This is a genomic window from uncultured Roseivirga sp., from assembly GCF_963973945.1.
GTDB lineage: Bacteria > Bacteroidota > Bacteroidia > Cytophagales > Cyclobacteriaceae > Roseivirga.
Genome location: NZ_CAXBBV010000004.1, coordinates 231,918 through 256,681 on the forward strand (window position 1 = coordinate 231,918; position 24,764 = coordinate 256,681).

At 40.1% G+C, this 24,764-nt stretch carries 21 protein-coding genes; 12 read left to right on the plus strand and 9 right to left on the minus strand.

Going from position 1 to position 24,764, the window contains the following annotated elements:
* Positions 1-248 precede the first annotated feature (248 nt).
* Positions 249-3,152, minus strand: coding sequence for an FAD-linked oxidase C-terminal domain-containing protein (locus AAC026_RS09365; protein ID WP_339697272.1), 2,904 nt, complete (start codon positions 3,150-3,152; stop codon positions 249-251).
* Positions 3,153-3,337: 185 nt separating this feature from the next.
* Here AAC026_RS09365 and AAC026_RS09370 point away from each other — a divergent pair, with 185 nt between their 5' ends.
* The 3 genes from AAC026_RS09370 to AAC026_RS09380 all read left to right on the plus strand — a co-directional run bounded on the left by AAC026_RS09370 (position 3,338) and on the right by AAC026_RS09380 (position 6,517).
* Entirely contained in the window at positions 3,338-4,138 is an 801-nt protein-coding gene (locus AAC026_RS09370; RefSeq protein WP_339697274.1) for an anti-sigma factor, read from the plus strand.
* Positions 4,139-4,249: 111 nt separating this feature from the next.
* Positions 4,250-5,098, plus strand: a complete 849-nt coding sequence (locus AAC026_RS09375; RefSeq protein ID WP_339697276.1) for a hydroxymethylglutaryl-CoA lyase — start codon at positions 4,250-4,252, stop codon at positions 5,096-5,098.
* Between the two features lie 51 nt (positions 5,099-5,149).
* Positions 5,150-6,517: a serine hydrolase gene (locus AAC026_RS09380; RefSeq protein ID WP_339697278.1), complete on the plus strand. Its 1,368-nt coding sequence runs from the start codon at positions 5,150-5,152 to the stop codon at positions 6,515-6,517.
* Positions 6,518-7,088: 571 nt separating this feature from the next.
* Here the strand turns inward: AAC026_RS09380 and dprA are convergent.
* From dprA to AAC026_RS09395, 3 genes are all read right to left on the minus strand, one after another.
* Positions 7,089-8,195 (minus strand): DNA-processing protein DprA, encoded by a 1,107-nt coding sequence (gene dprA / locus AAC026_RS09385; protein ID WP_339697280.1) that lies wholly within the window; start codon positions 8,193-8,195, stop codon positions 7,089-7,091.
* Entirely contained in the window at positions 8,192-8,530 is a 339-nt protein-coding gene (locus AAC026_RS09390) for a MerR family transcriptional regulator (protein WP_339609361.1), read from the minus strand. The genes dprA and AAC026_RS09390 overlap by 4 nt, the downstream gene beginning before the upstream one ends.
* Before the next feature lie 123 nt (positions 8,531-8,653).
* Positions 8,654-9,646, minus strand: a complete 993-nt coding sequence (locus AAC026_RS09395) for a M23 family metallopeptidase (RefSeq protein WP_339609363.1) — start codon at positions 9,644-9,646, stop codon at positions 8,654-8,656.
* Between the two features lie 114 nt (positions 9,647-9,760).
* On the opposite strand from AAC026_RS09395, the gene alaS reads away from it, so the two are divergent.
* The 7 genes from alaS to AAC026_RS09430 all read left to right on the plus strand — a co-directional run bounded on the left by alaS (position 9,761) and on the right by AAC026_RS09430 (position 16,116).
* Positions 9,761-12,394: an alanine--tRNA ligase gene (alaS, locus tag AAC026_RS09400; protein WP_339697282.1), complete on the plus strand. Its 2,634-nt coding sequence runs from the start codon at positions 9,761-9,763 to the stop codon at positions 12,392-12,394.
* On the plus strand, positions 12,387-13,847 hold the full coding sequence (gene gatB, locus AAC026_RS09405) for an Asp-tRNA(Asn)/Glu-tRNA(Gln) amidotransferase subunit GatB (RefSeq protein WP_339697284.1): 1,461 nt from the start codon (positions 12,387-12,389) through the stop codon (positions 13,845-13,847). The genes alaS and gatB overlap by 8 nt, the downstream gene beginning before the upstream one ends.
* Before the next feature lie 2 nt (positions 13,848-13,849).
* The gene (locus tag AAC026_RS09410; RefSeq protein WP_339697286.1) at positions 13,850-14,968 is read left to right on the plus strand and encodes a TlpA disulfide reductase family protein; all 1,119 of its coding nucleotides are present in this window, start codon (positions 13,850-13,852) and stop codon (positions 14,966-14,968) included.
* A 173-nt stretch (positions 14,969-15,141) separates the two neighbouring features.
* The gene (locus tag AAC026_RS09415) at positions 15,142-15,345 is read left to right on the plus strand and encodes a hypothetical protein (protein WP_339697288.1); all 204 of its coding nucleotides are present in this window, start codon (positions 15,142-15,144) and stop codon (positions 15,343-15,345) included.
* Positions 15,346-15,430: 85 nt separating this feature from the next.
* Positions 15,431-15,658 (plus strand): hypothetical protein, encoded by a 228-nt coding sequence (locus AAC026_RS09420; RefSeq protein WP_339697290.1) that lies wholly within the window; start codon positions 15,431-15,433, stop codon positions 15,656-15,658.
* Positions 15,625-15,969, plus strand: a complete 345-nt coding sequence (locus tag AAC026_RS09425) for a type II toxin-antitoxin system RelE/ParE family toxin (protein WP_339697292.1) — start codon at positions 15,625-15,627, stop codon at positions 15,967-15,969. Before AAC026_RS09420 ends, AAC026_RS09425 begins: the two co-directional genes overlap by 34 nt.
* A 6-nt stretch (positions 15,970-15,975) precedes the next feature.
* Complete coding sequence (locus tag AAC026_RS09430; protein ID WP_339697294.1) at positions 15,976-16,116, plus strand: hypothetical protein; 141 nt, start codon at positions 15,976-15,978, stop codon at positions 16,114-16,116.
* Positions 16,117-16,123: 7 nt separating this feature from the next.
* Here the strand turns inward: AAC026_RS09430 and AAC026_RS09435 are convergent, their stop codons facing one another.
* Together AAC026_RS09435 and AAC026_RS09440 are read right to left on the minus strand one after the other, a co-directional pair.
* Positions 16,124-16,540 carry an energy transducer TonB gene (locus AAC026_RS09435; protein WP_339697296.1) on the minus strand — a complete coding sequence of 139 codons (417 nt, stop codon included), beginning with the start codon at positions 16,538-16,540 and terminating at the stop codon, positions 16,124-16,126.
* 41 nt (positions 16,541-16,581) lie between these two features.
* Positions 16,582-16,977 (minus strand): hypothetical protein, encoded by a 396-nt coding sequence (locus AAC026_RS09440; RefSeq protein WP_339697298.1) that lies wholly within the window; start codon positions 16,975-16,977, stop codon positions 16,582-16,584.
* 282 nt (positions 16,978-17,259) lie between these two features.
* On the opposite strand from AAC026_RS09440, the gene AAC026_RS09445 reads away from it, so the two are divergent.
* Entirely contained in the window at positions 17,260-18,573 is a 1,314-nt protein-coding gene (locus AAC026_RS09445) for a dipeptidase (RefSeq protein ID WP_339697300.1), read from the plus strand.
* A gap of 223 nt (positions 18,574-18,796) precedes the next feature.
* Here the strand turns inward: AAC026_RS09445 and AAC026_RS09450 are convergent, their stop codons facing one another.
* From AAC026_RS09450 to AAC026_RS09460, 3 genes are all read right to left on the minus strand, one after another.
* A complete protein-coding gene (locus AAC026_RS09450; protein WP_339697302.1) occupies positions 18,797-20,128 on the minus strand; it encodes an ATP-binding protein in 1,332 nt (443 codons plus the stop codon).
* A complete protein-coding gene (locus AAC026_RS09455; protein ID WP_339697304.1) occupies positions 20,125-20,595 on the minus strand; it encodes a hypothetical protein in 471 nt (156 codons plus the stop codon). Before AAC026_RS09455 ends, AAC026_RS09450 begins: the two co-directional genes overlap by 4 nt.
* A gap of 165 nt (positions 20,596-20,760) precedes the next feature.
* The gene (locus AAC026_RS09460) at positions 20,761-22,134 is read right to left on the minus strand and encodes a sigma-54 dependent transcriptional regulator (RefSeq protein ID WP_339697306.1); all 1,374 of its coding nucleotides are present in this window, start codon (positions 22,132-22,134) and stop codon (positions 20,761-20,763) included.
* Between the two features lie 220 nt (positions 22,135-22,354).
* On the opposite strand from AAC026_RS09460, the gene AAC026_RS09465 reads away from it, so the two are divergent.
* Entirely contained in the window at positions 22,355-24,763 is a 2,409-nt protein-coding gene (locus tag AAC026_RS09465; RefSeq protein ID WP_339697308.1) for an FtsX-like permease family protein, read from the plus strand.
* Position 24,764 lies beyond the last annotated feature (1 nt).

Below are 24,764 nucleotides of genomic sequence, written 5' to 3' on the forward strand. Positions count from 1 at the left end.
GTGGAGAGGTTTTCGTTTCTCGAAGGGTTACACCCTTCGTTTTGATATGAAGCCCTTTCAGGGCTTATAACTTAATCATTTCGCACTAGAAAAGCCCCAACGGGGCGAAATAACATAGGAACGGGTGCAACCCGTTCCTATTACATATTAGAGTTTATTAAGCCCTGAAAGGGCGAGATAATATTAATATCCTTCTGTTCTTGTTTCCGCATTCAAAAATAGTTGAAGGTCTATTTTGGCCAGCCTCCTTACTTCAAAGCCTCCCACAACACCTCAACTGGATGTTTGGCAATTCTACTCGTTCCATCTTTGATTTGGTGACGGCAACTCGTTCCCGCAGCAGCAATAATGACTTCTTTAGGTTGTTGGCGCACCGTAGGGAAGAGCACCAATTCGCCAATTTTCATCGATACCTCATAATGCTCCTTTTCATAACCAAACGATCCAGCCATACCACAGCAGCCCGAAGCAATCATATGCACGGTAAAGTTCTTGGGCAACGAAAGCATTTTCTTGGTGGGTACCATAGACGAAAGCGATTTCTGGTGGCAATGACCGTGTACTTTAATAAGCTTAGTTTCGGTACTGAATTGCTCGGAAGTAATATTCCCTTTATCAATTTCTTGGGCCAAAAACTCTTCAATGGTAAACACATGTGCCGAAAGCACTTTTGCCTTTTGCTGCATTTCGCCTCGCGTTAGGCTGATGTACTCATCTCTAAAAGTCAGAATAGCAGATGGTTCTACGCCAATTAAAGGAGCATTGACATCGACTAGCGCACTGAATTGATCAACATTCTGCTCTGCCAAAACTTTGGCTTCATCTAACAAACCTTTAGATAGCTGTGGACGACCAGAATCGGCATGAGGAACAAATAGGACTTCATAACCTAGTTTATCCAACAGCAGGACAGTGGTTTTACCAATTTCAGCATCATTGTAATTGGTGAATTCATCGCAGAAAAAATAGACCTTACGATTTGAGGTTTGAGGTTTAAATTCCTTTATCAACCACTGGGCCAAGGGTTGTTTGGCCAATGCAGGCATGCTTCGTTCTTTCGCAAATCCCGCAATCGATTTGGCAATATTTCCGGTTAGGCGATTTCCAAACACTAAATTATAAGCCCAAGGTGCTTTACTGACCAACTTCATGCTTTTAGAAAAGTGGGCAATCTGTTTAGTACGGAAAGGAATTCCATTGCTTTTGTGGTATTGATGCTGCCATTCACCTTTAAGTTTGGCTATGTCTACATTAGAAGGACATTCAGAAGAACAGCCTTTGCAGGATAGACATAAATCCATTACCTCCTTAATCTCTGGATTATCAAAAGGGTTGGCCTCTGTGGAATGCGTAAGGATTTCGCGCAGTATATTGGCCCTGGCACGTGTCGTGTCTTTTTCATCACGGGTGGCCATATAACTCGGACACATAGTACCTCCACTCAGTTCTGTTTTTCGGCAGTCACCCGAACCGTTGCATAATTCGGCAGAGCGGAGAATCCCTTCATGTTCTGAAAAGTCAAATGCGGTATCGAACTCAGGCGTGACTTGATTTTTTTCGTAGCGTAAGAAAGTGTCCATCGGAGGAGTGTCCACAATCTTGTTGGGGTTGAAAATGTTTTTAGGGTCCCAAATACGCTTCATTTGCTTTACCAGTTGGTAATTGTGCTCACCAATCATTTGAGGCAAGAACTCACCACGCAAACGTCCGTCACCGTGTTCTCCAGAAAGCGACCCTTTGTATTTCTTTACCAAAGTGGCAATTTCTTCGGCAATGGTGCGGAAGAGTCTTTGACCTTCTTCTGTCTTTAAATTAAGAATAGGGCGCAAGTGCAATTCTCCCGAACCCGCATGCGCATAATGCACAGCAAACAGTCCATACTTCTCAAGAATTTGGTTGAATTCACGGATGTAGGCAGGCAAATCCTTAACATCTACTGCGGTATCTTCAATCACAGGAGCAGGCTTGGCATCGCCTGGAATATTGGACAGTAGTCCTAAACCTGCTTTTCGTAAATCCCAAACCAGTTTAATTCCATCCCCCTGAACTACAGGGTAGGCATAACCATGGTTAGAGGCTTTTAGCTCAGCAATAAGTGAATTTACTTTACTGTCTGCAGCAATTTCAGTTTCACCATTCAACTCAACCACCAAAATAGCTTGCGGGTCGCCTTGAACAAAGAAGCGATTGGCCTTGTACATGGCATTTCGCTTGGTTGCTTCCAAAATATAGTGGTCCATCAACTCACAAGCCGATGGCGCATATTTCAGCGCAACCAAATTTGCCCGAAGGGAATCATCAATAGTTTCAGAATGAATACACACCAAGCGTTTATGATTGGGCGGGAGTGGAGTGAGTTTTAGTTTGGCTTGGGTAACCAAGCATAATGTGCCCTCAGAGCCTGCAATTAGACTACTGAAATTGAATGGGGCACCATTTTCGACAAAAGGCTGATGGCGCAAAAGCATATCTAAAGCATAGCCCGTGTTTCGTCTGGGTACATCTGGTTTCGGAAAACCCTCAACGATTTCTTTTTGATTAATGGGCTGCTGAAGCATTTTAAGAGTTTCAGCATAAATGTTACCCTGAAGTGTTTTGTCCTGAATACTTAACAACTGATCGGTGCCAACTGAGCCAAAACTGGCTTTACTGCCATCGGCCAAAATGGTTCTTACTTCAAGTAAATGCTCTCTTGTACTTCCGTATACTACTGAATTTGATCCGCATGAATTATTGCCAATCATTCCGCCAATCATAGCGCGATTAGCGGTAGAAGTTTCTGGTGCGAAAAACACTCCGTATTGCGCTAAGTGTTTGTTGAGGTCATCGCGAACAATTCCGGGTTCTACCCAAACATAACCTTCTTCAGTATTTACTTCTAACACCTTTCCATAGTGCTTAGACATATCGATTACAATGCCATTGCCTACCACTTGTCCAGCCAAGGAAGTGCCTGCAGTTCTTGGAATCAAGCTTGTTTTATTCTCTCTGGCAAAATTGACCAAGGTAATGAGGTCTTTTTCTCCTTTGGGAATAACAACGGCCAAAGGTAGTTCACGGTAAGCAGAAGCATCGGTAGCGTAGAGCTTTCGAGTGGTACTGTCTGTAAATAAGTCGCCTTGAAGAGAAGATTGAAGGGTATTCCAATTCATGAATGCAAATTAGCCGATTCTATTTGATTGAGTAATATTGACTAATTATAATTTTGATTTGCATCCTGAGAGAGTGAATTTCTCCACCGCTTTTATTAAAGCGAAATACTCAAACAATTGATCTGTAGTCATGTTTCAACAGTATAGATTTGTTCTAGAGACACAAGGAAAATTTAAGGGCGCTAATGAATACTCAATCATACATTGCATCGGGAGTTTTGGAAGCATACGCACTCGGGAAGCTGAGTGAAGCGGAAAAGATGGATGTAGAACGTTTGGTAGCCATATACCCTGAGTTAAAAGCTTATTTAGATAGATTAAATGAGCAGAGCAAAGGCGAAGTTAGGGGAGGTATGGACTTGAAGGAAGCTTTATCGAAAATTGAAGAAAGTGAACGCGATGCCTTTATTCGTGTAGTGGAAGATTCACCAAACATTCAGATCAAAAGGATGAATACAACTTCTCGTTGGCCGCTAATACTTGTTCTGTTGTTAATTACCAGCCTTGCAATGAACGTATTTTTCTATGGAAGAATGAAAACTAGCCAAGCGAAGATAAAAGAGGTGGGCGCTCAAAACTCCGAAATGGCTTATAAAATTGAATCGGAGTTAGAGGAGATTGATCATCTAAAGTCGAAAATGGCTCATTTTTTAAACACAAACAATCTTCATGTACGAATGTCAGGTTCAGATTTATCTCCAGCTGCTTACGCAAATGTCTTTTGGGATAAAAACACCAAAGCTGTTTTTTTGAGTGCGGATAATCTACCAAAGCCACCAAAAGGACATCAATATCAACTTTGGGCAATAGAAGAAGGAAAAGCACCAGTCGATGCCGGTGTCATAGAGTATAGCCCGTGGATACAGCAACTAAAAACCATTGAGGGTGCGGTGAAGACCTTTGCGGTTACTTTGGAGAAAGAAGGAGGTAACGCTGTAGCCAGTACAGATCAAACATATGTTATTGGCAATTTAGAGAACTATTAGTGGTTAAAAACTCTTACTGAATCAATCGAGTTGACCTTTCCATTTCTTGATAGCGAATTGAGATTTTACTTTTCGCCTCAATTGTTTTAAATAGTAACTCAAAGCAAGTCCATGAAAATTATTGAATGCCCAAGGGATGCCATGCAAGGCCTCCATGATTTTATACCCACAGAAACCAAAGCAGCTTACATCAATCAACTGCTCAAAGTTGGTTTCGATACTGTTGATTTTGGAAGCTTCGTGTCGCCTAAAGCCATTCCGCAATTGCGTGATACCGCTGACGTTTTAAGTCGGCTAGATTTGTCAAATACCAAGTCGAAATTACTGGCCATTATAGCTAATACAAGAGGGGCGGAGGACGCTGTCAATTTTGAAGAAATTACCTACTTGGGATTCCCGCTTTCTATTTCGGAACAGTTCCAAATGCGGAACACAAACAAGTCAATTGCAGAAGCTTTGGTGCAGTTGGAGGCGATCCAAAACCTCTGCATCAAACACAATAAAAAACTGGTGACTTACATTTCTATGGGCTTCGGAAACCCCTATGGCGAAACCTTTAATGCTGAAATTGTAGCCGAGTTTGTAGAAAAACTTGTTCAATTAAAAGTTGAAATCATAAGTTTATCTGATACAATAGGAGTTGCTGAACCACAGGTGATTAAAGAAATTTTTAAAAATAGCATAACCGCCTATGCAACTACGGAAATAGGCGCGCATTTCCATTCTACACCTCAGAAAATTGTTGAGAAAGTGAGCTCGGCTTATAAAGCGGGCTGCCGTAGATTCGACACGGCAATGAAAGGCTTTGGCGGTTGCCCAATGGCTACCGATGCACTAACAGGCAACATCGATACCGAAGTTTTGGTACGTTATTTTGATGAGCAAAATGTAGCTTTGAACTTAGACCGAAAGGCTTTCTCAAAAGCCATGTTGATGGCCAGTGAAGTATTTCCAGCTTAGCCTAAATTTTCAATAATTTTGATGCAGTCCGTAAGCTTGATATATTCGAAAATGATCCGCAATATTTTTTTATTAACTAGTTTAGTTCTGGCCTCGTTTTCTTCCATGGCTCGTCAAACAGAGTTTCAGGTAAAGGAGAAAACTCCTGTTAAGATTGAAAGTATTTTCAATAAACTAGTTGATGGCAAACCAGAAGAAGTTGGGATCAATTCGGCTGCTTTGGAGGCTGGGATACAATCCATTATTCAGCAGGCTTTAGATTCTGGAGCATTTCCGGGTTGTCAGCTATTGATTGCCAAGGATGGTATTGTGTTCTACGAGAAGTCGTTTGGCTACCATACTTACGATAGATCCATCGAAGTCAAAAACAGCGATATCTACGATTTGGCTTCTGTAACCAAAACTACCGCAGCCACTTTGGCGCTTATGAAGCTTCACGATGAAGGGAAATTCAGTTTGGAAGAAACCTTCGGACATTACTTCCCTAAAGTAGCAAAGGGCGAAAAGGCTGATTTACCGATAAGGGATGTTTTGGCACATCAAGCGGGATTAAAAGCTTGGATTCCCTATTGGTCTGAAGTGCAGCGTAAGAATGGTAAATACAAATGGAATACAGTGAAATCGGATTCCTCAAGAAGATTTCCATATCGTATTTCTGAAACAGGCCTTTTTCTACATAAAGATTTTAAGGAGAAGAAGATTTATAAAATGATCAAGCGCACAAAAGTGAGCGATGACAAGAGTTATCTCTATTCTGGTTTGCCCTTTTATTTATTCCCAGAATTGGTTGAAAGGGAGTCTGAAGAAGCATTTGACGAATTCTTGAATAATAACTTCTATAAGCCCTTGGGAGCAGAAACATTAGGTTTTAAGCCCAAGGAAAGGTTTTCTTTAGATCGAATTGTACCTACCGAGGTAGATGACTTTTTCAGAATGGAAACCTTACACGGGGTAGTTCATGACGAGGGTGCAGCCATGATGTTAGGCGTTTCGGGCAATGCTGGCTTATTCTCTGATGCCAGAGATTTAGCCAAAGTGTACCAAATGCTTTTGAATGGGGGAGTATATGACGGAAGAGAGTATTTGAGCGCTGCTACAATCAAAGAATTTACCGAATGTCAATTTTGCGAAACAGGAAACCGCAGAGGCCTAGGTTTCGATAAACCATTGATTGATTACAGCTTCTCAGCTTCTAGCGTAGCCCAACACGCCAGCCCGGCAAGTTTTGGCCATACTGGCTACACAGGAACATTCGTTTGGGCAGACCCTGCTACTGGGCTTTTATTCGTCTTTCTTTCCAATAGAGTCAATCCTACAAGAAACAACAGCAAGATTTATCAACTGAATGTGCGTCCTAATATTCACAACTTGGTGTATAACCTGTTGGAGGAGGGAAGCTACGGCTTAGGGCAGAATTAAGGTTAGATTTTAGAGGTTTGATGTACGAATTAAGAGTTTGATATATCTCATTTTCTTACTTTACTGAAGAAGATGCCTACAGCATGACTAAGCTTTGAAGTTTGTGTCTCTGATTGATTTGATTGAATATGTTTACTATACAGTCACCCTGTAAGGGTCTTTTCACGAAGCACAGCTTCTTAGCCATTACTAACTGTTTCTTGTGCTACTGAAAAGGATGCTTACAGCATGACTTAGTTTTTGATTTTGAGCAAAGGATATACTTAACGCAGATAAGCCAACTATATAAGTTCATCCCGTAGGTTCTGAAGCTTCGGGATTTTCACGAGACACAGTTTCTTAGGTTTAGTAATACGGATGGGTTTGACGTATAAGACGTGAAAAGATGCTTACAGCATGACTTAGCTTTTGAGTTTGTGTAAAAGATAGATGTAACGCAGATAAGCCAAATATTCAGTCTTCCCGTAGGTTCCGAAGGTTCGGAATTTTCAGCAACACAGATGGTTTGGACTTGTGAATCGTGAAGATGCTTATAGAATGATTTAGCTTTTGAGTTTGTCGAGTAAAAAGCTCAAACCAACCTAAACTCTTTCCCTGGCAAGGGCTTAATGTAGCCTGCAAACTCCATTTGTAATAGCAGAGAGGCTAATGTGCTCATATTCAATTGACTTTGCCAGCTGAGCTTGTCAATGTGCATTTGTTGCCCGTTTTTTAACAACACCTCAACAATGATCTTTTCATCGCCTTGTAAATCCTTATACTTTAATTCTGGGTTCTTGGCTTGCGTACTTTCTTGAACATCCCAGTTAAGGGCTTCCACCACATCTTGAAATGAAGTGAAAATAGCCGCTTTCATATTTCTGATCAATAAATTACAACCTTCAGAATAAGTGTTTCCAATTTCACCAGGTACGGCAAAAACGGGTACATCATAGCTATCGGCAATATTCGCTGAAATTAAAGCACCTCCTTTTTTGGCAGCTTCCACCACTATGAGTGCATCCGACATGCCTGCAATTACTCTGTTTCTGGCAGGGAACAATCGAGGGTCGGCTTCGGTACCAATGGGGTACTCACTTATGAGGCCACCATTTTCTAACATTTTAAGGGCTGTGTTTCTGTTTCCCGAAGGATAGATTTTATCCAAACCACAAGCCATGGCGCCAATGGTAGGCAGCTGCTGCTTCAAAGCGGAATCATGTGCTTTTACGTCAATACCGTAAGCCAAGCCTGAGATGATAGTCGCTTCTTGAGGTTTTATCTGTGCAACAATGTCTTCGGTGATTTGTAAGCCATACTTTGTTGCCCTGCGTGTCCCAACAATTCCAATAGTTCGATGAGGGTTGAGGTCTACTTTGCCCATAGAGTACAGCAAAATAGGTGCATCCGAAATGTTCATTAACCTTTTAGGGTAATGCGCTTCTTTATAATAGTGAATTGAAATTCCCTTTTTGATGGAGTCTTCAATAATTTTTTCTGCTTTCACCAGAAGCTCCTTTTGGTTAGGAATTAATGCAGATAGTTTGGAACCAACTCCCGGCACTTTAGAAAGCTTGCCTTTTGTGGCACTGAATACTTGTTGGGGTGTTGAGAAATGATTAATCAGTTGCCTTGATAGGGAAGGGCCAATTTTAGGAATGAGCGACAAGGCTACTTGGTGTAGCTTGTCTTGGTTCATGGCAATTGGCTTTTCATTTCTTCTAAGAAACCACGGATTTTCTTCAAAGAAGTAATCATTTCAGCATCGGTGCTAATGGTTTCTTTGTGGCTTTTTATATGCTCTTGTGCGCCTTGTAGTGTATAGCCTTTTTCTTTTACTAGGTGATACACCAGTTTGATCTTTTTTAAATCTTCTTGAGTGAATTTTCGGTTACCCTTTTTATTCTTTTTTGGACTGATAAAAGTGAATTGACTTTCCCAAAATCTTATCAATGAAGTAGCCACGCCAAGCTCTTTGGCTACTTCACCAATGGTGAAATATTTCTTTTCTATTGGTTTCTCTTTGTATGGCATATCAATGGGTTATGAAAAGAAGTAAAAGAATAACTTTAAGTAAACTAAAAGGTCACTATTTCAAATGTAAGGAATTCAAACAGAATATTTAAACCCAATTAAATCTGAAATAGCGGCCTCAGCTTAACGGTAAGAATAAGAACCCAAAGATTGATTTTCTATAGAAGAAAGTCTTAAAATCTCTTCGTACTGTGTTGGGGTCAAATCTTTATAGAAATAGTTAATAGGGTCTTTTGCTACTCCGTTAATATGTACCTCGTAATGCAAATGAGGCGCTGTAGACTTTCCTGAATTTCCAACATAACCAATAACTTCACCACGCTTTACTTTTTGCCCAGGGCGCACAGCAAAACGACTCATGTGTCCGTAAAGGGTTTCGTAACCAAAACCATGATCAATGATTACGTGCATGCCATAACCAATACGACTGGTGATGACTTTTGATATTGTTCCATCGCCAGTAGCATAAATAGGAGTGCCTTGCTCTGCCGAGAAATCGGAGCCATAATGCATTTTCTTCACTTTCAAGATGGGATCTGTTCTGTAGCCAAAACCAGAAGAGAATCTTCTCAAGTCTTCGTTAGAAACGGGTTGAATTGCTGGCATTGAAGCATAGAGACGTTCTTTATCCAGTGCAAGTGCCATTACTTCGTCATATGACTTGGTTTGGATGTACATCTTCTTTTTTACTTTGTCTATTTTTTCTAACGCACTAACGACTAGGTTTTTGTTTTCCATATCGCTTTCTAGCAACTCTCGGTAGCGTAAAGCACCACCAGAACCAGCTTCTCTTACTGTTTCAGGAATAGGTTCGGCTTCAAAAACCACACGGTAAACGTTGTCGTCTTTCTCTTGAAGTACGCCTAACATGGCGTCCATACCGTCTACCTGATCTTTCATTAGATCATAATAGAGCTTCAATTCGTTATTTTCTTCTTTTAAAGCAGCCTCCTTCGGGGAGTCGAAGTATTGACCGAGCACTACAATAATGCCCACAGAGAGCACAAGCGCTAATGATAAGAAGCCTAGAGCGTTTATAACTACATCGCGCTTTTTGACCTTTATGCGCTCGTATTTACAAGTCTCGGTGTCGTAGTAATATTTTATTTTTGACATTAAGAATCCTTTTTGAAATTCTCCTAATTTTGTGCCCTTACAGTTGGAAACACAAAGTTTCTCGCAAAGGTACTAAAATTAAGCTTTAGCTTAAACGCAATTAATTCATCTGAGATGCAATCAAAGGAAATTAGGTCGAAATTTATCGAATTTTTTAAGTCAAAATCACATCAATTTGTGCCTTCAGCACCATTGGTAATTAAAAATGATCCAACCCTCATGTTTACCAACGCGGGGATGAATCAATTCAAAGACCTTTTCTTGGGCAACTCAAAGGCCGATTATAACCGTGCGGCCAATAGCCAAAAGTGTTTGCGTGTATCAGGAAAACACAACGATTTGGAGGAAGTAGGGATTGACACCTACCATCACACCATGTTCGAAATGCTTGGTAACTGGTCGTTTGGAGATTACTTTAAAAAGGACGCCATTACTTGGGCTTGGGAATTGTTGACCGAAGTTTACAGCCTGCCAAAGGATAGGCTTTACGTTACTGTTTTTGAAGGCGACAAGTCTGAAGACCTTGATTTTGACCAAGAAGCATTCGATTTATGGAAGCAATACATTGATGAAGCCCGCATTTTGGGTGGAAATAAGAAAGATAACTTCTGGGAAATGGGAGATACAGGGCCATGTGGGCCTTGTTCTGAAATTCATATCGACCTTAGATCAGAAGAAGAAATAGCTAAAACACCTGGGAAAGACCTTGTAAACAATGACCACCCACAAGTGGTGGAAATTTGGAACCTGGTTTTTATGCAATACGATAGAAAAGCGGATGGACATTTAGAAAGCCTCCCTGCTCAGCATATCGACACTGGAATGGGCTTTGAGCGCCTTTCAATGGCTTTGCAGAAAAAAGGGTCGACTTACGATACAGACGTATTTACGCCAACAATTGACTATATCGCCAAGCAATCTGGAATTGCATATGGCACCTCTGAAAAAACTGACATTGCCATTAGGGTAATTGTAGACCATATTCGTGCAATTTCTTTCGCCATTGCCGATGGTCAGTTGCCTTCAAACAACAAGGCTGGATATGTTATCCGAAGAATCTTGAGAAGGGCTGTGCGTTACGGTTACACTTTCCTCAATTTTAAAGAGCCATTCCTGTACGGTCTGCTGCCAATTTTGGCGGAGCAGTTTTCTGGTGTTTTCGATGAACTCGTGAGTCAGCAGGAGTTTATTGCTAAGGTGATTAAAGAAGAAGAGGCCTCGTTCCTCAGAACGCTTGAAAACGGCCTTAAGCGATTAGATCAAGTTCAGGCCAACATGAAGGCCGAAGGTGCTGATGTCATTGACGGCAAAATAGTTTTTGAACTTTACGATACTTTCGGGTTTCCCGTAGATTTAACAGGCTTGATTGCAAGAGAAAACGGCTTGAGTATTGACGAGAAAGGCTTTACAGAAGCGATGGCGGTGCAAAAGCAACGTTCAAAAGCAGATGCAGCTCAAGTAAAAGGGGATTGGATTCAAGTGTCGGAAGAAGAAACTTCTGAGTTTGTAGGCTACGATGAAGTAGCCGTAAAAACGAGCATCATCAAATACCGCGAAATCAAAGAAAAGAAAGGAACAGTTTATCAGTTGGTGCTAGACCAAACTCCTTTTTATGGTGAAAGCGGTGGTCAAGTTGGAGACAAGGGAGTGTTGAAGAATGAGACCGAAACCATTAAAGTGTTAGATACACAGAAAGAAAACGACCTGATTGTTCACTTTGTAGATCGTATTCCAACTCAGCCTCAAGCGGAGTTTGAAGCCGTTATTGATGCTTCAAGAAGGGAGTTGATAAAGAACAATCACTCTGCCACTCACTTATTGCATTCTGCTTTGCGTCAAGTACTTGGCGATCATGTGCAGCAAAAAGGATCTTTGGTTTCAGATAAGATATTGCGCTTCGATTTCTCGCATTTTGCCAAAGTAGAGCAAGAGCAAATCGAAGAGATTGAAAGAACTGTAAACGACCATATTCGTCAGAATATCAAGTTGAACGAGCAAAGAAATGTACCGATTGAAGAAGCTAAGAAGCTAGGCGCAACAGCCCTTTTTGGTGAGAAATATGGTGAGTTTGTACGTGTCATCACTTTCGACCCAAGTTATTCTGTTGAACTCTGCGGAGGAACCCACGTGGCAGCAACAGGCCAAATAGGCATGTTTAAAATTACTTCGGAAGGAGCAGTAGCGGCAGGTGTGCGTAGAATTGAAGCGGTATCTGGTCCTAAAGCTTTCGATTTGGTTCAGGAGCAAGATAAGTTGCTAAAGGAAATCAAGGAGATGCTGAAAAGCCCTAAAGATGTGGCAAAGGCCATTTCTTCTCTCATGGAAGAAAGGCAAAAGCTGAACAAGGAATTGGAAACTTTACATGCCAAGCAATCGGGTCAATTGAAAGAGGAGTTGGTGAAGAAGATAATGGCCGAAAAGGGGCTCAATGTGATTATTGAAAAAATCACGGTTCCGAATGCAGATGCCTTGAAAAAAATCTCTTTCGAGCTAAGAAACGAAGTAGATAACCTATTTGCTGTTTTGGCGGCTAATGTGGGAGGAAGTCCGCAAATTGCGATTGTACTTTCCGACAATGTGGTAAATGAAAAAGGCTTGAATGCTGGTGTAATGATCAGAGATTTGGCCAAAGCCATCAAAGGTGGAGGAGGCGGTCAGCCTTTCTTTGCGACTGCTGGTGGAAAAGACTTATCTGGTTTGGATCAGGTAATTACCGAAGCCAAAGCAAAACTTGCCGGTCTTGAATAGTATCCAAGAAAAACTATATCAATCAGGTTATAAGTCGGTTATAGGGCTTGAAGTTCATGTTCAGTTGAATACTGAATCTAAGATTTTTTCTTCCGACCCAAACGACTTTGGTGCTGAACCCAACACGCATGTAAGTGTGGTTTCTTTGGCGCATCCGGGTACTTTGCCTGTGTTGAACGAGGCCGTTTTAGAAAAGGCAATTAAGATGGGATTGGCTTGTCAATCTCAAATTACCGAAGTGAATCACTTCGCCCGAAAGCACTATTTCTACCCAGATTCCCCAAAGGGTTTTCAGACTACCCAAGATAAAACCCCCATTTGCGTGGGAGGGAAGATTGAGTTGTTCGGGGAGTCATTAGCCAAACCATTCGTGCAATTGCACCACATTCATTTGGAAGATGATGCGGGGAAATCCATTCATGATGAAGGTCCAGATACGCTTATTGACTTGAACAGAGCGGGCACGCCACTGATTGAAATTGTAACCGACCCTGATATGAGCCTTTCTGAAGAAGCTGCGGCTTGTCTTCAGGAAATCAGACGTTTAGTGCGTTATCTCAACATCAGTTCTGGAAATATGGAAGATGGCGAATTGCGCTGCGATGCCAACATTTCCATTATGCCGATCGATGGTAAAGAATTCGGTAACAAAGTGGAGGTCAAAAACATGAACTCCATCAGTAACGTAAAGCGGGCGATTGACCATGAGCTTGAAAGACAATTGGAAATGGCTTTAAAAGGCAAAGCTATTGCAGTAGAAACCAGAACCTTCGACCCAGTAACAGGCACTACAGCTGGAATGCGCTTTAAGGAAACCATGAACGATTATCGTTACTTTCCTTGCCCAGATTTAGCTCCCGCTATTGTCACAAGGGAGATTCTCGATGAAATCACCTCAGAAATGCCAGTGCTTCCTTCGACACTTAGAAGGAAGTTTACAGAAGTTTATGGGTTGGCGGCCTATGATGTGCTTCTGCTTACTGAAGAAGCTGAAACCGCTTATTACTTTGACGCGTTATGCAGTGGAAATCCAGCTTATAAAGCCGCTGCCAACTGGATGAATGGCCCAATAAAAGGCCTATTGAACGAAAAGGGTATTGAACTTTCCCAAACCCATTTGACGGTTGAGCGACTTAGCGGCTTGATTAATTTGGTAGAAAGTAACCAAGTAAGCTTTTCTATTGCCTCTCAGCGTATTTTGCCGAGGCTTTTAAAAGAGGAAACCACGGCTATGGAACTAGCGCAGTCGCTTGATTTGTTGATGGTGGCTGATAGTGATGAGCTGTTAGACTTGATCAAAGAAGTCTTACTATCTTTGCCCGACAAGGTGAAAGCATACCAAAGCGGGAAAAAGGGTTTACTTGGGTTATTCATGGGCGAAGTAATGAAGAAAAGTGGGAGCAAAGCAGATCCTAAAAAGTTGAAACAATTGTTAGAAAAGGAACTTTCATAAGTATGACATTGAAGAAAAACATTGCGATTGTATTGGTATTATTGATCATTAGTGCTTGTTCGGCTTCCAAAAATGATGGAACTGTAAAAGTATCGGGTGTGATTAAAAACCCGATTCCGCAAGGAGAAATCATTTTAGAAAAGTTTGAAGTTGGTCAAGTGGTGCCTGTAAAAACTGTTAATGCAGATACTGACGGAAATTTCGAAATAGAAACCGAAGTTACAGAGCCAGGTTTTTACCGCATCAATGTATATGGTCAGCAGTTTGAAATTCTAGTGTTGGATAAAGAAGATATTACCATTACTGCCGATGGCCAAGGCGGACAAATGATTGAGGCCAAGGGATCGGAAGACCTGAAACATCTAGCTCAAGTACAGGATTATATGGAGCAGTACTCTTATGTAGTACGTGATTTCAACGAGCGTTACAGCAAAGCACAGCAGTCGGGTGATAACCTTAAAATGGAGGAGCTTGTAGATGAGGGAACCGCTTTAGAAGCTGGTAAAGTAAAAAAGCTAAAAACCATGGCTTGGAAAATGAATGGTTCGATTGTGCCTTTAATGGTAACTGATTATTTTCCTGACAAATCTCAAGAATATCAGTTTTTAGATAGTTTGGGGCAGAAATTACAAGAGGAATTGCCAGGCTCAAGTCAGGTAGAAATGTTTGTAAATAACTTGGCCTACTTTAAACCTGCAGTACAAATGGGGGATATAGCCCCTGAAATTTCTTTACCCACTCCCGATGGTAAAGTGATTAACCTTTCAGACTTGAGAGGGAAGTACGTTTTGCTCGATTTCTGGGCAGGTTGGTGTGGTCCTTGCCGTAAGGAAAACCCAAATGTGGTGGCCATGTATAACAAGTACAATAAAGATGGATTTGAGGTATTTGGTGTGTCCTTAGACAGAACCAGAGACAAATGGGTATCTGCCATTGCCGAAGATGGTTTAATCTGGCCTTCACACGTTTCTGACCTTAAGTATTTTCAGTCAGAAGCGGCTATGACTTACAAAGTGAATGCGATTCCTTTTGCATTACTTTTAGACCCTGAAGGTCGCGTAATTGGCAAAAACCTAAGAGGTAGAGCCTTGCAAAACAAGCTTGCGAGCATATTTGAGTAAATACCCTTTCTCTTGTTAGAAGAAAACATCAAAACCAGTTTTCCCGAATATAGGGAAGGCTGGTTTTTTTAGTTTGAATGAATAACTTGGTGAGGAGATCTGAATTTAGTTCAGAAGAATGAAGTATTAGTCTCTCACTAGAGATTAAGGTAGTAACTGTACAGTAAAGTCATATGGAGTTTTATTTAGGTCTTGTATTTTTTGCTTTGGGCAGTGTCTTTTTAATAATTGAAGTAAGAGATGAAATTAATAAGCCAAATAAAGAACATAGAAGTAGGGGCGCAAATAGATACTTAGATATTACAAACGAAATAAAGCACAAAACTGGAATTGCTTTATTAATAGTTAGTGGCTTATGTTTAATACTGTTTGCTTGATAGGGTTACCTTTGGAGTCTTTTTAAAAGCAACAACAATAATTGTATAAATCGTTAACTTTATATCAAACAGAAGAATCAGAGTCATGGAGAAAGCTATAGACAAAGAGTTGATTAGTCATTTACTCCGGTTGGAAAAAGACCAGCAGGATAGAGTATTGAACTACATCAAGGAAATGATAGCCAGTGAAGAAATGGATAGTCGAGCAGAGACTTCAGAACAAGATATTGCTTCTGGAAAGGTTAAAAGTTTTGATCAGTTCAACACCAACTTTGAAAATTGGAAAATACAGAAGAGAGCAAGTTCCAAGTAATTATTACTGACCAAGCAGAAATAAGGTTTTATGAGATTCTTGATTATCTCTACGATAACTATCCGCTTAAAAGGGCTGAACAGATCGCTGACGAATTAAGAGATGCTGCCTATAAACTGCATCACCATCCAGAACGGGGAACATTAGAAAGTAAATTGGCTAATCGTTCACAAGGCTACCGCTATATATTGTATAAGCGAACCTCACGTACAGATATTAAAGTGATTTACTACAGATCAACAGTCATTTACGATTTATATAACGGACTTTTTTCCAACCGAAAAGGACAATCTGCAACTACTAAAACGTAATTAATAATGGGAGAGCAGGAATTGAATGAGCTAAAGTTAGAGTTGATAAAAGCAATCTGTGAATTAGAGGATGAAGCGATTTTACTCAAGATCAAGGATATCTTAATAGGAGCAGAACAAGAATTAGACGAAACGACTAACAAGTAAGGGGTTCTTATTTCTTATCGAAATTGAAGCTAATTTCTAATTTTGCATTAAAAGGTTTTCCATTTTTCAATCCTGGCTGCCAAGGACCAGCTTTTTTCATAACGTCTAGAACTAATCCGTGGAAAGACTCGCTTAAAGTGCTGTTGATTTTATCTGTGGTCACTTCAGTAATTTGGCCATTCGTATTGACCCTATAGCGCATTACAATTACACCCTCATTATTAATGTTTTGAAGTGAATCAGGGACAATTACATTGTCTTTCAAGTATTGGTCAAGTGCTTTTTTCCCACCTTTGAACTTTGGAAAGACCATATTAGGGACAGGCGATGATATTACTGGTTCGAAATCAGCCTTTTTGTAATCTTGGCTACGAAGTTGAAAAAGGGGAGTACTTAGTAATAAAAGGACGACTAGAATTCTCATGATTAAATATATTAAAAGTCTATATCCATCCAAATGATTAATTAATTCTCAGTCTTCTCCTTCGGATGATTCACAAACAGAAAGATAAAGCACAGTGCGAAAATTATATAAAGCACAGTGAATGCTACCATATATTCCCAATGCATGGTAATGTTTGAAAGCATTTTGAGCAAGGCAAAGGCGCCTACTACAAAGTGCATAAGATTGCCCATGGCCACGGGTTTCCCATAAATTCCACCCATTAAATTATCCTTCGCCATCCAGTTCAGCATGGCAAAACCAAGGTAAAGTGCACCCAGTAATTGCGTGGCAATCTCCGTGTATTGGTCTGAACCCATATTTAAAAATACAGCAACCTCTTGCGGCATAAAAGTAAGTGTGACTCCTATAAGGCCTAAAAATAGGGCCGTGATCATCATGAGTATTTTTGTGTTCATATGCTTACTTACTAGGTTTCGGATAAAGGTAATCGATTTTAGCTAAGAAGACGCTAAAATCCATTAAGGGGATAGAGTCTACTACCAATAGAATTTTAGTGCTTTGACACTGGTCGTGGCATCTCGCTGCGAACTTATTAGTGATTAGTGGTTCGCCCATTTTCCAAACTATTTAGAAAGGCTAATCTCACCGAAATTTGTTAGTCTTCTGCCACTCAAATCATTTTACTTCACAGGCCAAAAGAAATCATCTAGTTTAGTACTAGACCTTAAATATCAATTATGAAAAAACAATGGAAACCATTACTCCTCGCAGCATTTTTTGTCCTCGTTGCGTGTGAGCCTAAACAAAAAGAGGTAGGAGATATGACCGAAGCCGAACTAACAGAATATGCAAAAGGAATTCACGAGCGTGTGATTACCCTTGATACGCATGATGACATCAATACTTCGAATTTTACCGCTGAAAGGAACTATACAGAAAGACTTTCTACTCAAGTCAACCTACCTAAAATGGAAGAGGGCGGCCTAGACGTAGCTTGGTTTATAGTTTACACTGGCCAAGGAGAATTGACGGAAGAGGGGTACACAAAAGCTTATGAGAATGCTGATGATAAGTTTAAGGCGATCCACAGACTGACAGAAGAAATTGCACCAGATAGAATTGGTTTGGCCCTTACTTCTGACGATGTAAGAAGCATTGTAGCTTCTGGAAGAAAAGTAGCCATGATTGGTATTGAGAATGGTTACCCAATAGGTACCGACATCTCAAGAGTGAAAGAATTCTACGAGAGAGGCGCACGTTACATGTCTTTGGCGCATAATGGCCATAGCCAATTGAGCGACTCGAATACAGGGGAGCGTGATAGCGTTTGGTTACACAATGGTTTGAGCGATTTAGGCCGTCAAGTAATTGCTGAAATGAATAAATGGGGAATAATGATTGACATTTCGCACCCTTCAAAGGCAGCGAATATAGAAATGATGAAGCTTTCAAAAGCGCCTGTAATTGCTTCACATTCTTCTGCGAGGGCATTAAACGATGTGAGCCGTAACCTTGACGATGAGCAATTGATGATGTTGAAAGAAAATGGTGGTGTTGTTCAAACAGTAGCCTTTAGAAGCTACTTAAACACAGAGAAAAATAGTGCTAACCGACAAAAGTCTAATGAGGTGAATGCAAGAATAGCTGAGAGAGAAAACTTTGAAATAAAGCCTGGAGGTATGTTTAGAGCAATGACTGGAGGTGCGCAATCTGACTACCTAGAGTCTTATAGAGCTTTTCAAGAAAAGCATAGTGATGAAATAACTGAAGCCATAAATGCTGAAGCCCCTCCAGTGAATGTCTCTGATTTTGCCGACCACATTGATTACTTGGTAAAGAAAATTGGTTTAGAGCACGTTGGAATCAGTTCTGATTTTGATGGAGGAGGAGGAGTTGAAGGCTGGAACGATGCTTCTGAAACCTTCAATGTAACTTTAGAATTAGTGCGCAGAGGTTATACCGAAGAGCAAATCGGAATGCTTTGGAGCGGAAACTTACTTCGCGTTTTAGACGAAGTTCAAGCCGTAGCTAAGCAGATTCAAGGAAAATAAGAATCATTTTTGGTTTATAATTGTAAAGGGCAACTGTGAAAACGGTTGCTTTTTTTATGTCTTAGTGATTTTGGGATTACTTACCTCCCTGACCCACCTCGAGGAGGGAATACTTTTACGGTTGTAATGGTTGGTGGATGTTTGCTTGAGTTAGGTCGTAGATGCTTTAAATTAATGATGAACTAGGTATCGTCCTGACAGGTTGACGAGTATGCGTCTAGCCTCAAAATATCAATTCAAAGCTAGTTCCTTCACTACTTGATTTAACCGCAATACTGCCCTTATGTAAGCCCATAATCTGTCGCGAAAGAGAAAGCCCAATGCCTGAACCGCTTTGCTTTGTAGTGTAAAAGGGAACAAAAATATTATCCAAAACTTCATCTGGAATTCCTGGGCCGTTATCTCGAATAGACAGAATTACTTTGTCTTGTTCAATCCGAGTACTCAACTGAATGGATTTATAAGGTTGATTCTTAATTGCTTCAATGGCATTTTTCACGAGGTTAATCAGCACTTGGTCCAACAAATTGGGGTCAGCATTGATCTCTATAGTCGAATCTACATCTATCTGAAAATCAATATTGTTTGCTTCTAAATCAGGTTTAAATAAGTTTTCAATCCGTTTGACCAAGGGGAGAAGCTGTACAGTACTTAATTCTGGTTTAGATACTTTGGTGAGCTGATCATAAGTTTTTACGAAATGTGCCAAACCCTTGCTTCGAGCTTCAATGGTTTCCAGTCCGCCCACAATATCCTGATAGGCTTCTACTTCGGTTTGACTACTGTTTTTGGCTTGCACTTCTTTTTTGAATACCTGAAGAATTACTTCTGAAAGCGTAGAAATTGGGATTACAGAATTCTTAATTTCGTGAGTAAGCACACGAATTAGTCGTTGCCAAGATTCTATTTCCTTTTCCTCTAGCTCGCTCTTAATATCTTGGAAGGACACGAGTTTGTAGTCTTTATCCTGAAGTTTAAAAGTGGTTACTTGAAGAGAAAGGTTGAGCAGTGTTCCCCCAACCTTAACTTTAACCAATTCTCTTTCTCCTGATTTAAGCTCTTCTATTTTGCTAGCAACCTCTTGAGATACTTTTGCCAAAGCAGTGAGCGAAGTGATATGGTCTTTTTGAAAAAGTTCTTTGGCAGCTTTATTTGAAAGCTCCACTTTGTTGTTTTCATCAAAGCAAAGCACTGCTACACGAACATGCTCTACCACAGTTTGCAAATAGAGGTAATTCGATGCCTTTTCATTTCTCAGGCTTTTCATTACCTGATTGATTTCATGAAAAGCAAAATTCAGTTCATCGGTTTTTTCATAGGGAAATGAATTACTGAAATCATTCTGCTTGATGGACAGAAGAAAGTAAGTCAAATCTCGTCTGGAGCGCTCCACATAGCGAATAAGGCTAATCAATACAATTATGAGTGCGAGAAAGAGCCAGAAGGAAACCAGCCAAAAATGAGTTTGGGTAAGAACATAGAAGCCTGAATAGCCCAAAACGAGTAGGGCCAAAATACGCAGTACTACGTTTAATCGAAAGTACTTATACCTCATTCAGTTTCTTTTGCTTGATAAAATACCAAGAGTTTTACTTTGGTTCGAAGCATTTTAGGGCAGCCCCATCTCACTCCAAACCGAATGACCATGGTGGCATCTTTTTCAAAAGTATAAACGGCAGTTGTGGCTTTAAATCCATCAACCTCAGTTTCTAAGCTGTTCTTGTCACTCGAACCAAAAATGTATCTTGTTTCTGGGTCACGAATATCAAAGTAAGTAATACAGTCTGTTTTTGCCAGTAAATACATTCTTACTGTAGTTCCAGCCTCAATGTTCAATCTATAGTCTCCTGAGTTTTGCGTACCCGCTACCTCAAAGTTAAGTGTACCGAAATGCTTCCATTTAAACTTCTCGTCCGCCAATTGACTATCCTTAATTCTATCGTGTATTTCTTCTAAGCTTCGCTGCGCATTGGCATGGAGGCGAAGCCCAATCAGGCAGATTAAGATTAGAAGAGTACGCATATTTTCTAATGTCACTCAAATATTGAATTTATTTAATCTGTACAACTATCTATAAATAAGTTGGTTGAATAGGTTTGATTAAACGTAATTCTAGTTAATGGAATCGGTGACTTAATGTTTTGGTTTATTAAAATTGAGGTGAATCTAATCTAATTATATTGATTATCAGAGTCCGTACTTGGTCATTTTCCGATATAAAGTACTCCGCCCAAAACCCAATTCTTTTGCGGCTTGCGTTAAATTGCCACCTGCCTTACGTACCGCATTTTGAATAGCAGTTTTCTCCATGGCCTCAATATTCAATGATTCTGATTGATTATTGCCTAAAGTACCATCTTCCTTTAAAAGGAAATCCTCTGGGGCTAAAAGGGGAGAACTGGCCATAATCACAGCTCTTTCAATGGCATGCTGAAGTTCACGTATGTTTCCTGGCCAATTATAGCCATGCAGTTTATTCAGCGTAGTCTCATTTAGTCTCATTTTTTCCTTATGATACTTTTTAGTGTAAACCGCCAAAAAATGCTTTGCCAAAGGAGCAATGTCTTCTTTTCTTTCTCTTAGAGGGGGAAGCTTAATTTCTACAGTATTTATTCGATAAAGTAAATCTTGTCTAAACTCATTGTCCTTAACCATTTCGTAAAGAGGCATATTGGTGGCGCAAACCAAGCGGATGTTCAATGGAAGTACCTTATTGGAACCTACACGACTAATTTGTTTGAATTGAAGCGCTGTAAGCAGTTTCGCTTGTAGGGGTAAAGATAGGTTGCCTATTTCATCTAAGAAGAGCGTTCCGTTAGAGGCCAACTCAAAGCGTCCTGGGCGATCTTCTCTTGCATCGGTAAAGGCACCTTTCACATGTCCAAAAAGCTCAGATTCGAAAAGGGAAGAAGAGATTGCGCCCAAATCTACCTTGATGAAATTTTCATTAGCGCGTTTTGATTGGTTGTGAATCTCTCTGGCGATTAATTCTTTACCAGTTCCGTTTTCACCCAAAACAAGTACGTTGGCATCTGTTTGAGCCACTTTTTCGATGGTATGAAAAATGGGCTTCATTACAGGGCTTACAGAAATAATGTCGCTAAACTCTTTCTGCTGATCCTTCATCAGAATCTTTTGACTCGACTTTAGTTCTAGAACCTCTTTTCTGCTTTTACTCAGCTCATAAATGGCCAACACGGTGGCGAGTAACTTTTCTTTTTGCCAAGGTTTAACCAAAAAATCGACAGCCCCTTCCTTCATGGCTTCTACCGCAATATCAATATCGCCATAGGCGGTATTCATCAATACATGTGCTTTTGGATCTTTCTCTAATACTCTTTTCAAAAGCTTGATGCCTTCTTTTCCTCCAGTTAAACCATAGGAGAAATTCATGTCGAGTACAATGACATCATATTCATGTTGGTTAAGCAGAAAGTCTAATTTAGCTGGGTCTTTTTCTGTAATTACGGTTTGAAAGTATTGCTTCAAGATCATATTGGCAGTGTAGAGTACTCCCTGATCATCGTCTAGTACTAGAATTTTGGCGTCAATTTTTGACATTGGTCTTAATGGTTCTGTGATGGATGATAAAGGTAAGAAATGTATCATTATGGCACATGAACTTGCTCCATTTTGATACAAATTAATTGATAAACGGAAAGTTGAGACTTGTAAGGTGTTGTTATTTAACGAGTTAGTGTTTCGGCATGGTTATAGGCTATTGCTGTATTGTAAACCAATAAGATTTTAAAACCATGTTTAGGGTATAAACAACTGAGAAATGATGATCAGAAACCACCTTAAAATGTCATTCAGAAACCTTTCGAAGAGAAAATTATACAGTGCTATAAACTTCGTGAGCTTGTCCATCGCTGTGATGATCGGCTTATTGGTTTTTGTGTTTGTGCAAGACGAGTTGACCTATGATGGATTTCATGCCAATGGAGACAACCTCTTTCTTCTCTATAAAACGGATTTTAAAACAGACGACCCAAAAATGGAATTGGGGTGGTTTGACGCCACGCCCGACAAAGGAGTTGAAAATAGCATTTCTCATAACCTTCCATTTTTGGAATTGGTAAGAGAAAGCGTACCAGAAATAGAGAAGTTAATTAGAGTTGAAGGAAATTATATAAGTATCAAAAAAGATGAAAGACAATTGTCAGAGTATGTAAACTATGTTGATTCAGACTTCTTTGAGTACTTCAGCTTTACTTTTTTATATGGCCAACCAAGCACTGCACTGAAGGAGATCAAAAGCGCAGTAATTACAGACGAAATGGCCATGAGGCTTTTTGGAAGGGTAGATGTTGTAGGCGAAACGTTTTTAAGTGGGAGTGAACAAAGTGATGTTTACCAAATCTCAGGAGTAGTAGAAAAGCCGATAAACTCATCTCTCGAATTCAACATTGTTCTTAACCTAGCTAATTCCAATTATTACAAGGAACACCCTGATGACTGGTATTACAATGCGATTTCAGCCTTTATTTTTCTTAACAATCCTGAAAATGCTGAATTAGTAAGTGAAAAAATAAGCAAGATTTATACTGAAAGGTTTGCAGACGAAATTTCCAGTAGGCGAGAAATGCTTAAGCTTTCTGCCTCTAATCCTGTTGTACAGTATGGCTTAAAGAACATCCAAGGTCTGTACCTCGACCCAAGTATAAGTTATGGAAAGAGTTCCTCTCCGCTTTATTCTATTATACTAATTGGCATTGGGCTACTCATCTTGTTGATTGCTTGTATTAATTACCTTTCGATCAATGTAGCCTCTTCGGGTGGCAGACAAATGGAAGTTTCGGTGAGAAAAGTAATGGGAGCAAGCGGAGGTCATTTACGGACACAATTCTATTTAGAAGCACTTATTGTTTCAGCATTCTCTGTTCTTGGTGGCTTTACATTGATGCAATTGTTTTTACCGAAATTCAATTTGCTAGCAGGTAAAGCAATAGAACTAAGCTTATTTGAGAATATTCAAATCCTTGGGTTCAGCCTCCTTTTTGCTCTGGTGTTGGCTTTTCTTGCGGGTATTTATCCTGCGCAAATTTTATCTCGATTTAGAGTGGTGAATGGACTTAAAGGAAACACTACCTACAAGATTAAACCTATCCTAATTAGGTCTATGGTGGTGTTTCAATTTGTGCTTTGTCTGTTCTTTATTTCAATGGGGCTAACAATGAATCGCCAGTTCAATTATATAAACAACAAAGATCTAGGGTTTGACAAAGAGCAAATAGTTTATGTTCGAGGTCTTTGGGGAAAGACTCAATTGATGAAGCAGGAGTTAGCTTCAAATACAGAAATTGAATCAGTGACTGGTGTAAATGGGATTTTCACTCCATCTACAAGTAGAGGTGGTATTGTGATTAACAGTGTACAATATTGGGTGCATAGCGCCCGAGTTGATTTCGACTTCTTTAAAACCTTTAACATTCCTCTTTTAGAGGGAGAATATTTTAGTGAAGAGATGGGGGTAGAGGCCTTGGAAAATCGAACGATCATGAACAAAACACTCTATGATCTTTATAAGTCTGATACGGCAATGTATAATTTTGTGCAAAAGGACATTCAAGGTGTTGTCAACGATTTTCATTTTGAATCTCTTCAGAAATCTATCGGACCTTTTCGTTTCAATGTAGCCAATAGCAATAGCCTTTCAGACTTGTTTGTGAAAATCAGTGCGGGAAAGACTGAAGCTGGGATCGCTGCCATTAAGGCTGCCGCAGAAAAGATTGTTCCCGAAAAAGAAATTGAGGTTAGCTTTCTTAACGACTACCTCAATAGCCGTTATAAAGACAGCCAAAAATGGAAAGAGATTATTAATGTGGCTTCAGTACTGGGTGTAGTTATCGCCTGTATTGGACTCTTTGGGTTAACGGGCATTAATATGGCCAACCGAACCAAGGAAATTGGCATTAGAAAAGTATTAGGCGCTGGTTTTTCTGATGTGCTCATGCTTTTAAACCGACAAACCATTTGGTTGATCCTGTTGAGCACAGCCATATCGCTACCAATATCCTATTACTTTATGGAGCAGTGGCTTTCGGGCTTTGCCTACAGTACTTCAATTACGGCTGATATTTTCTTGCTTTCCACATGCATATGCCTTTTGGTTGTTGCCATTACTGTTTCTTTTCACTCGGTCAAATCAACGTTGTCAAACCCAATTGATTCTCTTCGCTATGAATAAA